We start from the raw sequence: 10,533 nt of genomic DNA on the forward strand, positions 1-10,533 counted from the left end.
ATATTTTTTTGTGTTGATATATAATATTCAATATAGATAGATTGCTATTCTTTAATAGTTCAGTTAAAAACGGAGGAATTGTGATGTATAGTTCCAATGATCTGGAGCAAGCTAAAAGACATAAAAACATATTTTTTATTACAAGCTTTGTTTTGATTGCTATATTTTTAGTGATATCTGTATATTGCATTGTTGATAGGAACATCACCTTTGGTAGAAACTTCACTTTAATATTTGTGGTTTTGTCCATATTTTTATGGGGAATGGTGGGAGAACCGCTGTATAGATATTTTTTATTTCTAAATGATATGTTCAAAGGAAAATCCCATAAAGTAAGGGGAAAGTTGAAAATAGGAGACCAAAAAAGAGTTTTTAGAAATAGGTTGTTTTTTTGGAAAGTTTTTATAACAGAAGGAGATGTAGAAAAGATATTTTATATAGATTCAAACAAAGAATTGCCAGCAGAAAACGGCCGAGAAGTTGAAGTAGAAATATTCGAAAGCTACATAAAGAACATACAGATCACCGAAAGGTGATTTTTTTATTTCAATACAATAGTTTACATAAGCACATAAACATTTTACAAAAATGTGTTTAGAAACATATTTGTAACATATATTAATAGCTTTTTAACACTGTTTATAAATTATTAAAAAAATAATAAAGGTTACGTAAGATATTTTAAATAGATAATGGGTATTATATAAATATAAGATCAAATTATTGAATTGGAGGGGCGAGGATATGATACGCATACTTAAAAATTCGAATATAGGTAGAGGGATAAGTGGAGTTTTGGTTTCCATGGGTATCGTGATGATGTTTTTTGTTCCGCTTCTTATAATAGAACTTTTATCTAAAATCATTTAAAAATACGATTGACATAATTTAATTTTATATATATAATAATACCTGTCACTTAAAATACAATATCGCGGGGTGGAGCAGTATGGTAGCTCGTCGGGCTCATAACCCGGAGGTCGCAGGTTCAAATCCTGCCCCCGCAACCAAAGACTATAAAAAACCTCTAAAACGATAAACGTTTTAGAGGTTTTTTTATATATAGAATATATTAAAAAGTTTTGATTATAAATTAATTTATGTGTTATATTAAAAGTTGAAAGAATTATTGTGAACTTTTATAGATTGCCGAAAAAAGGAGTGGTGTGTATTTGAACGTATTAATTGATAGATTTAAAGAGGTTTTATTAGCTGTGTTTCCCATCACTGTGATCGTGCTGATGCTGAATTTTACCATAGTCCCACTTGAGACTGACCAACTGTTGAGGTTTTTGTTTGGTGCATTATTGATAATTTTGGGCTTGTCGATATTTTTATTCGGAGTGGACATTGGCATTACTCCTATAGGAAAATTTGCAGGTTCTCATATCGCTAAAAGTAATAGGGTATTGATATTGACTATTTCTGGAATAATTCTTGGCTTTTTTATTTCTATAGCTGAACCTGATTTACATATACTCGCTAGTCAAGTAGATTCTGTCACATCAGGTTTTATATCCAAGTCAAGCGTCCTTATAGTAGTGTCTATCGGTATAGGTGTGCTACTTTCGCTAGGTTTAATAAGGATAGTATATAATATTGCTTTGTATAAGATATTAACTGTATTATATTCAATCATCTTTATCTTATCTTTATTTACAATTCCGGAATTTTTAGCTATATCTTTTGATGCTTCCGGTGCTACTACAGGGGCGCTTACTGTGCCTTTCATTTTGGCCTTGGCTGCAGGAGTGTCCGGATTAAAGAAAGATAGTGAAGCTTCTGAACAAGATAGTTTTGGATTGGTGGGTATTACATCAGCTGGTGCTATAATAGCAGTTATGGTGATGAGTATTGTGTTTAAAGTAGATAAAATTTCAGGTAGCCTTGAGTATAATTTATACCAATCAAATTCAATTATAGCACCATTTATTCAAAAGCTTCCTACTATAGCTGCCGAGATTTTGATTGCTTTGCTTCCACTGGTAGTAATACTTTTAGTTTTTCAGAAAATATCTTTCAAATTATCCAGAAAGGCATTAAGAAAAGTTATAAAGGGACTTTTATATACTTTCATCGGATTGGTGCTGTTTTTAGTAGGTGTGAATGCTGGATTTATGGATGTAGGCAGTGTGATAGGATACAGCCTTGCATCATTGGACAACAAGTTTCTAATTGTTATTATAGGGTTTGTCCTAGGTTTGGTAACAATATTGGCCGAGCCGGCAGTTTATGTATTGACATATCAGGTAGAAGATATCACCAGCGGATATATAAGAAGGAAGATTGTATTAATGGCACTTTCTATCGGCGTAGGTTTCGCAGTAGCTTTATCCATATTGAGGATAATAGTTCCCGCAATTCAGCTATGGCATTATTTACTGCCTGGATATTTGATTGCAATTTTTCTTACTTTTTTTGTTCCAGGACTATTTGTAGGGATTGCCTTTGATTCTGGGGGAGTTGCTTCCGGGCCTATGACTGCTACATTTATATTAGCTTTTGCACAGGGAGCTGCCGAAGCAGTAGAGGGAGCAAATGTTTTAGTAGATGGATTCGGCATGATTGCGATGGTAGCCCTAACGCCTTTGATAGCCTTACAGATATTAGGTCTTATTTTAAAAGTGAAATCAGCAAAAGGAGGGATGGAGGAAAATGAGTGACAATCCTTATGCAGGGGAGCTTGAATTGATCTGTATCATTGTAAACTGGGGTTTAGCAACCAGGATAGTCAGATTTGCTAAACAAAAAGGTATTCTAGGTGCTACAATTTGCTTAGGAAAAGGGACTGTTAAAAGTCGGCTTTTAGAGATTTTGGATTTGTCAGATACCAGAAAAGAAATCATTTTGATGATATCTGATAGAAAAACAGCTTGTAATGCCCTTGAGAAAATTAATAGTGAATTTAATTTGAGCAAACCAAATCACGGTGTAGCTTTTGCCACTTCAGTGGCAGGTATATTTGGGGCTAGAAATTATAAATCTAGTGATATTCAAGAAAGTAGAGGTGTGGAAAACACGATGCATAAAGCTGTATGGATAATAGTGGATAAAGGCAAGGGTGGAGATGTTATGGATATAGCGAATGAAGCAGGCGCCAGAGGGGGAACTATAATTAACGGAAGAGGCTCAGGCATACATGAAACCAATATATTGTTTTCTATGCCTATAGAACCGGAAAAAGAGATAGTTCTAATCTTATGTCAGGATGAGCAAGCGGACTCGATCATCCGCTCCATCAGAGAACAGTTTGAAATTGATCGACCAGGCAGTGGCATAATTTTTGTTCAAGATGTAAACAAAACTTATGGATTGTATTGAGATTAACATATTCAAAGCCTCTAATTCGGTAATAGACGTATTGAAAGCGAATTGCAATCGTATATAAAAAATTATCATTTGAAAGATATTGTGTATGAGTTACGATAATTTAGTCCAAACAATCAAAAATTTTGTGATTGAGTATATAATATAGAATATACTGGATAGAGAAAGGCTGTCAATTTTTTGATTGACAGCCCTGTCAGAAAATATTGTTATCTATATAGTTGTAGATGACTATCTTTGTATCCTTCCGGAAGTATCTCCTTGCAATAAACTTTCTACTTCTTTAACACTGACCATATTACAATCGCCATGGATTGTATGCTTGAGGGCGGATGCAGCAACACCAAAATCTAAAGCATCTCTAAAGTTTTTGCCGATTAATAATCCATATATTAGTCCTGCTGCGAAGGAATCCCCACCACCCACTCTATCTACTATTCTAATATCATATTCTTTAGAATGATAAAATTCATTTCCATCATAAATACATGCTGATAAGCTATTATCAGAGGCTGAATAGGACTTTCTTAGAGTGCTGACCACATATTTGAAATGGAAGTTATCCATCATTTGCTTAAAGATATTATTGTATTCTTTCAATTTCAACTGACCTTTTGTAATATCTGTGGTTTTTGGTTGAACATCGAATTCGAATTTTCCGTTTTCTTCATTTTTAATGAAGATCCCAATACATACATCTACATATTTCATCAGACGAGTCATTACCTGCTGTGCTCGTTCCGGCGTCCATAGTTTTTTTCTATAGTTTAAATCCATTGATATTGTCACATCATGTTTTTTAGCTGCTTTTAAAGCTTTTTCAGTGAGCAAGGTAGATTTTTCGCTTAAGGCAGGAGTAATTCCTGAAAAATGGAACCAGTCTGCATCTTTAAAAATCTCATCAAAGTCAAAATCGGACACATCAGCTTCGGCAATAGAAGAATGGGCCCTATCGTAAATGACCTTTGAAGGTCTCATGGAGGCTCCGGTTTCTAAATAATAAATGCCTATTCGATTACCACCTCTAACAATGTAATTTGTATGAACGCCAAAATTTCTGACATGATTGACGGCAGCTTGACCGATCTCATTTTCGGGTAATTTGGTAACGAAATAAGCATCAAGGCCAAAATTTGCAAGAGATATGGCAACATTTGCTTCTACGCCACCATAGACGGCATCAAAAGAGCTGGCTTGTACGAATCGTTCGTATCTTGGAGTGGAAAGTCTAAGCATGATTTCGCCAAAAGTAACAACTTTCTTCATTTTTTGCAACCTCCTATCTATAGGAATTTACTTTCTAGCTTCTTTGATTTTTTTAATAAATTGTTCAGCAGTTTTAGTAATCTCTTCAGCAGAGCCTTTGGTAAGCGCCCTACCTACTCCAACGGCTATGCAGCCATTTTTGATCCATTGATCTACATTGTCTAAATTGACTCCACCTGTAGGCATAAGATTGGCTTGCGGCAAAGGATCTTTGATTGTTTTTATAAACGATGGACCGAATATGCTTCCGGGAAATACCTTGATCACATCTGCTCCAGCTTCCATGGCTTTGATTATTTCTGTAAGAGTCATGCAGCCGGGCATATAGGGAATTTGATATCGATTGCACAATTTCGAAGTATTCAAATCAAAAGCGGGGCTGACAATATATCGGGCACCTGCAAAAATAGCTGTTCTTGCAGTTTCACTATCAAGAACAGTTCCCGCCCCTATTAATAGGGTATTCTCAAATTTTTTAGATAAGGCTTCAATTACTTTATGGGCCCCCGGTACAGTGAAGGCAATTTCGATGATATCGATACCACCTTTCATGCAGGCACATGCAATATATTTTGCTTTTTGTTCATTTTCTGCTCTGATTACAGCTACAATACCTGTATTTTGAATTGTCTTAAGAATATTAAATTTTTGCATAGTAACACAATCCTCTTTTTTTGATTGTTCCGTAATACGAAAATATAGTTTGCATAATGAAACTGTTCATAGTATATTATAATAAAGGAAAAAATAAATTGCAAGTTTTTTTAGTTTTTTGTGTTATAATTCCAAATATAACACATATCGAAAGGAGAATTTAAAGTGGCAGATTTAATTCAATCAGTGGACAGAGCATTATCCATATTGGAACTTTTGTCAGATTACAATGAAGGATTGAGAATAACGGATATAAGCGAAAAAGTTGGACTTCACAAAAGTACAGTGTATAGGCTATTGTCTACATTAATTTACAAGGATTTTGTTGTTCAGGATATAGAAACCAATAAATATAAAACAACATTAAAATTATTTGAATTGGGGAGTAAAAAAATAAAAAATACCGATCTGGTCAGTGTTTCAAAAGCTTATACTAAAAAGCTGATGGAATGTGTAAATGAGGTGGTACACCTTGTTGTAAGAGAAGGTAACCACATTGTTTATATAGATAAAGTTGAAGCGGACAATACTATTCGTATGGCATCTACCATCGGGAAGAGAAATCCCATGTACTGCACAGCGGTCGGAAAAGCTATTTTAGCCTACTTACCTGAACAGGAGGTACAAGAGATATGGAATAATAGCAAAATTGAAAAACGGACACAATATACAATTACAGACTTTAAAGTTCTCAGAATGGAATTAGATTCTATAAAACAGAGGGGCTATGCGGTAGATAATGAAGAAAATGAAGTTGGGGTGAGATGTGTAAGTGCTCCTATATTTAATAGAATCGGGAAAACCGATGCGGCGATAAGTATCTCGGGACCAGCTATTAGGGTGACAGAAGATAAGGTAGAAGCAATTGCCCAAGAAGTTATCAAATATGCACATTTAATTTCAAAAGAACTTGGTTACATAGAATAAATAACCAAGTTCTTTTACATTTTAGCGGTAAAAAATTGGCCAAGGTAAAATCTGATTTATTTCAGAAATTAATTTTGTATCAAAATAAATGCTTAGTAAAATATCAACCTTGCTTCTAAAGATAATTAATTAAAGGTGGAAAAATTACTTGAAATAGATTACAAAATGAATTATAATTAAATCAAATCCGATATACGAATCATAGTTTTGCATAGCGAAACAAAGTAACTGAAGTTTCAAGGTTTACTGAAAATGTTTTCCTTTAGCAGAATATTTACTTAAGGCAAATCAGGAATGCTGGATTGGGGGGATGTGAATTACTACAAATACCGAATACTGCATATCTTTTTACTCATAATTTTTGACTTGCATTAATTGTATCCGACATATAAAAGCCCAAAAACCATGCAATAAGTTAAATAATTCGAAAAAGTTTGATAGATTTATTTGCAGCAAAGTAATTAATAGATAAGTAGGGGCAATTTAAAATTAATTATAAATGAGGAGGATTAATATGAAACCTGCAAAGATCATTAGTATATTGCTAGTTCTTGCTATGGTGTTTTTGTTTGTAGCTTGTGGTGGAGAAACTGAAAATGACCAAGGGGGAGAAAAGAGTCAAGTATCCAGTGAAAGCGAGGATACCAAAGGTGGAGAAGATGATGAAGATGCTAAAGTTCCGGACAAAGAGTATGTGTTGAAACACTGTCATGTGCTGTCTACATCTGAACCATTTCATCAAGGTTTTCTTGATTGGGCTAAAGCAGTAGAGGAGAAAACTAATGGTGGTCTGAAAATCGAAGTTTATCCTTCAGGTCAGATGGGTGTGGAAGAAGACTTGCTCGAGCAGGCTAAAGAAGGTGTGAATATAGGTCATAACACAGACTCTGCTAGACTTGGTATGTATGTGGAGGAACTTGCTGTTATGAACGGTCCTTACTTTGTTGACAATCTTGATGAAGTGGAGAAATTGAAGGACAGCCCGACTCTCCAAGCTCACATCGATGAAGTGGAAAGTTATGGGCTGAAAGTGCTTTCCTATAATTGGGTGCAGACACATCGCCACTTTTACACGAATGTAGAAGTAGATAAACCATCAGATTTAGCCGGATTGAGAATCCGTACACCAGGATCTCCTATTTGGCAGGAATCTGTTAGAGCATTGGGCGCTGAACCGGTTGCAATGAATTTTGGTGATATGTATAGCGGAATTCAGCAGGGTGCTGTTGATGGAGCTGAACTGGTTTATGCGAACATCCCGGGTGCTAAACTCTATGAGGTTTTGGATTATGCAAATGAAACCGGACACATTCTTTTGATCAACTTCCAAGTCTGCAGTGCAGATTGGTTTAACAGTCTGCCGGAAGAATATCAGCAAATCCTTGTAGAGGAATGCGATAAAGCAGGTATGGAGGTTTCCAAAGAAATGGAGGCAAATATAAAAAATATCAAGGATGAGCTAGAAGAACAGGGAATGATTATAAATGACGATTGTGATATTGAAGCTTTTAAGCAAGCCGGCGAACAAGCCTACGAAACACTGGAACTCACCGAGGTAAAACAAAAGATTTGGGAAGAGATCGGTAAAAAATAAAATATAAGAGCAATAAGATCTGCCAAAGGGCTGTCTCAAATGACAGCCCTATTCAACAAAATAAACCGAAAGTATTGAACTGAGGTGATAATACATGAAATTCTATAATTGGATTGGCAAAGCAGAGACGACTATTGCCAAGTACTGCCTGCTTATTATGACTGTTTTGGTGTTTATTTCAGCTACCATTAGGAGATTTGGTCACCCTATATCTTGGGCTGTAGATATTTCTACCTTTCTTTTTGCATGGGCGGTATTTCTCGGAGGAGATGCGGCTTTACGCAAGGATGCACTTGTAAGCATTGATTTACTTGTGAATAGGTTTTCTGAAAAGGTACAGAAAAATATAAGAATATTCAATAATATTATTATTTCTGCATTCTTAATCATAATGTTGGTCTATGGAATAAAGCTGACAATTACTACTTATCATCGTACCTTTGCCGGGTTGCCATGGCTCAGCTTTTCATGGGTGACAATATCTGTGCCATTAGGGTGCTTATTGATGTTGACGACTGTTCTGTTGAAAACAAAGGATATTCTTAAGGGAGGAGGCCAATCTGAATGATACTTGTAGTAATAGTTTTTGCCGTTTTGCTCTTGCTGGGTATGCCGGTAGCATTTGTCATGGGTATATCCGGAGCCGTTTTCTTTTTCGGTCAGGAAACTCTGAACTTTACGATACCCGTCCAGTTGACATTGACCCAGACACAGAATTTTGCTATGTTAGCTATTCCTATGTTCATTTTTGCCGGGAATCTGATGAATCAGACCGGAATTACCGAACACTTGCTTAGATTGGCCAGCGTTTTGACCGGTCATATGAGAGCCGGGTTGGCGCAGACTACAGTTGTGTTATCTGCGCTGATGGGGGGAGTCACCAGTTCGGCCATTGGGGATGCCAGTATGCAGGCACGTATTTTCCAGCCTACCATGGAGAAGAAAAAATACGCTCGAGGGTTTGCCGCTGGTTCTGTTGCAGCTAGTTCTATCATCACACCTATCATTCCTCCCGGTACCGGCTTGATACTATATGGGACTATAGGTGAGGTTTCCATTGGAAGGTTGTTCGCCGGAGGGATTTTACCCGGGATTCTGATGACGTTAGTATTGATGGCGGCTGTTTCGTTTACAGCCAGAAAAAATCATTATCCACCGGAAAAAGAAAAAAGAGCATCGGGCAAGGAAATGGGGAAGACAGCCATTGACTGTATTTGGGCTCTGGCGTTTCCAATCATATTGTTTGTAGGTATGCGAACCGGCTTTTTTACACCTTCCGAGGCCGGTGCTTTTGCAGCCGTTTATGCAGTAGTGATAGGTGTTTTGGTATATAAAGAATTGACTTGGGAAAAATTTAAGCAGGCTATGAATACGACTGCAATAGATGTTGGAATGATTATGCTTTTGATCTGCTTTTCGGGTGCTTTGAGCTATGCACTGACTTGGGAGGCTATTCCTCAACAGATCATGGAATTTCTGCTAGGGATCACACAATCTCCCATTTTGATCATGGGAATTTTGATGATTTTTCTGCTGGTCGCAGGTATGTTTGTTGATTCCACTGTCCTGATCTTATTATTAACACCGATGTTGGTTCCTGTAGCAGCTCAAATCGGTGTTGATCCGGTGCATTTTGGTATCGTTATGGTACTTACTTTGACTTGTGGTCTTTTGACACCGCCGGTAGGAGTTGTCATGTATGTGGTCTGTTCAATATTTAATTGTTCTATTCCACAGTACTTTAGAGAATCCAAATATATATGGTTGGCGATGCTTATTTCTATTATCATTGTTTTGTTGGTGCCAACATTGACGTTATGGTTGCCTGATTTAATATTTTAAGAAACAGAGGAGGTAATAGGAGTGAATTTTAAAGGAAAGATTGTTTTGATTACCGGAGCAGGTGGAGGGATAGGCAGAGCTACTGCTCTGCTATTTGCCCAGAACGGGGCAAAAGTAGTGGCTAATGCCCTTAAGCCTGATAAAAAGCAAAGCGGAGTGGTCACAGTAGATATGATTTGTAAGGCAGGTGGAGAAGCCGTTTTTATAGAAGGAGATGTGTCTAAACCAGAATCTGCTCAAGCTATTGTAGAAAAAGCAGTAGAAACCTTTGGAAGGTTAGATATATTAGTGAATAATGCAGGCATTGTAATACCTGGAAACTTGGACAGTACCTCTGAACAAGACTTTGATTTGACTATGCAGGTAAATGTAAAGGGAACTTTTCTGGTATCCAAATATACAGTAGCACAGATGAAGAAACAAGGTGGTGGCGTCATCGTCAATATCGGCTCTGTAGCGGGGCTGAAAGGGCATCTGGATAGGGTCTCCTATTGTGCATCCAAGGGTGCTGTTGTTGCTCTTTCCCGGGCTATGGCAGCAGATCATGTGAAAGACAATATTCGTGTCAATGTGGTTTGCCCTGGGACCACCTATACTCCTGCTATTCAAGAAAAAATTCGTACAGCTTCCGATCCGGCTGCAATGGAAGCCACTTTTGTAGGAAGGCAGCCAATGGGTCGATTAGGTCGTGTTGAAGAGATTGCACAGGCTGTAGTCTTTGCTGCCTGCGAAGAAGCTGCCTATATGACGGGCAGTGTTATCGTAATTGATGGTGGCATGACAATGTAATATTAAGGGAGAAAGGAGTGCTGAAGCTAGATGAGTGTAAGCTTTAACCTAGCCAACAATACGGCAGTTATTACCGGTGGTGCAGGGATCTTATGCAGTGTCATGGCTAGAGAACTGGCCAACAAAGGTGTCAA

Annotated in this window: 12 protein-coding genes and 1 tRNA gene; 11 read left to right on the forward strand and 2 right to left on the reverse strand. The window is 37.0% G+C overall.

The features are described 5' to 3' along the window. Nucleotides 1-83 precede the first annotated feature (83 nt). The 5 genes from PHP06_09240 to PHP06_09260 all read left to right on the forward strand — a co-directional run bounded on the left by PHP06_09240 (nucleotide 84) and on the right by PHP06_09260 (nucleotide 3,321). The gene (locus PHP06_09240) at nucleotides 84-536 is read left to right on the forward strand and encodes a hypothetical protein (GenBank protein MDD3840737.1); all 453 of its coding nucleotides are present in this window, start codon (nucleotides 84-86) and stop codon (nucleotides 534-536) included. A 208-nt stretch (nucleotides 537-744) separates the two neighbouring features. Beyond that, nucleotides 745-870, forward strand: a complete 126-nt coding sequence (locus PHP06_09245; GenBank protein ID MDD3840738.1) for a hypothetical protein — start codon at nucleotides 745-747, stop codon at nucleotides 868-870. Between the two features lie 63 nt (nucleotides 871-933). Continuing rightward, nucleotides 934-1,010, forward strand: a tRNA-Met gene (locus PHP06_09250). A 162-nt stretch (nucleotides 1,011-1,172) separates the two neighbouring features. Continuing rightward, complete coding sequence (locus tag PHP06_09255) at nucleotides 1,173-2,663, forward strand: DUF1538 domain-containing protein (GenBank protein MDD3840739.1); 1,491 nt, start codon at nucleotides 1,173-1,175, stop codon at nucleotides 2,661-2,663. Continuing rightward, nucleotides 2,656-3,321, forward strand: a complete 666-nt coding sequence (locus tag PHP06_09260) for a P-II family nitrogen regulator (GenBank protein MDD3840740.1) — start codon at nucleotides 2,656-2,658, stop codon at nucleotides 3,319-3,321. Before PHP06_09255 ends, PHP06_09260 begins: the two co-directional genes overlap by 8 nt. 237 nt (nucleotides 3,322-3,558) lie before the next feature. On the opposite strand, the gene PHP06_09265 is transcribed toward PHP06_09260, so the two are convergent. Next, entirely contained in the window at nucleotides 3,559-4,593 is a 1,035-nt protein-coding gene (locus PHP06_09265) for a sugar kinase (GenBank protein ID MDD3840741.1), read from the reverse strand. A gap of 27 nt (nucleotides 4,594-4,620) precedes the next feature. After that, entirely contained in the window at nucleotides 4,621-5,247 is a 627-nt protein-coding gene (locus PHP06_09270) for a bifunctional 2-keto-4-hydroxyglutarate aldolase/2-keto-3-deoxy-6-phosphogluconate aldolase (GenBank protein ID MDD3840742.1), read from the reverse strand. 165 nt (nucleotides 5,248-5,412) lie between these two features. On the opposite strand from PHP06_09270, the gene PHP06_09275 reads away from it, so the two are divergent. The 6 genes from PHP06_09275 to PHP06_09300 all read left to right on the forward strand — a co-directional run. Then, a complete protein-coding gene (locus PHP06_09275) occupies nucleotides 5,413-6,174 on the forward strand; it encodes an IclR family transcriptional regulator (GenBank protein MDD3840743.1) in 762 nt (253 codons plus the stop codon). 514 nt (nucleotides 6,175-6,688) lie between these two features. Beyond that, complete coding sequence (locus PHP06_09280) at nucleotides 6,689-7,768, forward strand: C4-dicarboxylate TRAP transporter substrate-binding protein (GenBank protein ID MDD3840744.1); 1,080 nt, start codon at nucleotides 6,689-6,691, stop codon at nucleotides 7,766-7,768. 94 nt (nucleotides 7,769-7,862) lie between these two features. Further along, the gene (locus PHP06_09285) at nucleotides 7,863-8,336 is read left to right on the forward strand and encodes a TRAP transporter small permease subunit (GenBank protein MDD3840745.1); all 474 of its coding nucleotides are present in this window, start codon (nucleotides 7,863-7,865) and stop codon (nucleotides 8,334-8,336) included. Next, complete coding sequence (locus PHP06_09290) at nucleotides 8,333-9,610, forward strand: TRAP transporter large permease (protein ID MDD3840746.1); 1,278 nt, start codon at nucleotides 8,333-8,335, stop codon at nucleotides 9,608-9,610. The genes PHP06_09285 and PHP06_09290 overlap by 4 nt, the downstream gene beginning before the upstream one ends. Nucleotides 9,611-9,631: 21 nt before the next feature. Next, on the forward strand, nucleotides 9,632-10,399 hold the full coding sequence (locus PHP06_09295) for an SDR family NAD(P)-dependent oxidoreductase (protein MDD3840747.1): 768 nt from the start codon (nucleotides 9,632-9,634) through the stop codon (nucleotides 10,397-10,399). 30 nt (nucleotides 10,400-10,429) lie between these two features. Beyond that, nucleotides 10,430-10,533: D-mannonate oxidoreductase (locus PHP06_09300; GenBank protein ID MDD3840748.1), on the forward strand; the 104-nt coding region annotated here is incomplete at its 3' end.

The sequence above is a fragment of the Clostridia bacterium genome (assembly GCA_028698525.1).
GTDB lineage: Bacteria > Bacillota > Clostridia > JAQVDB01 > JAQVDB01 > JAQVDB01.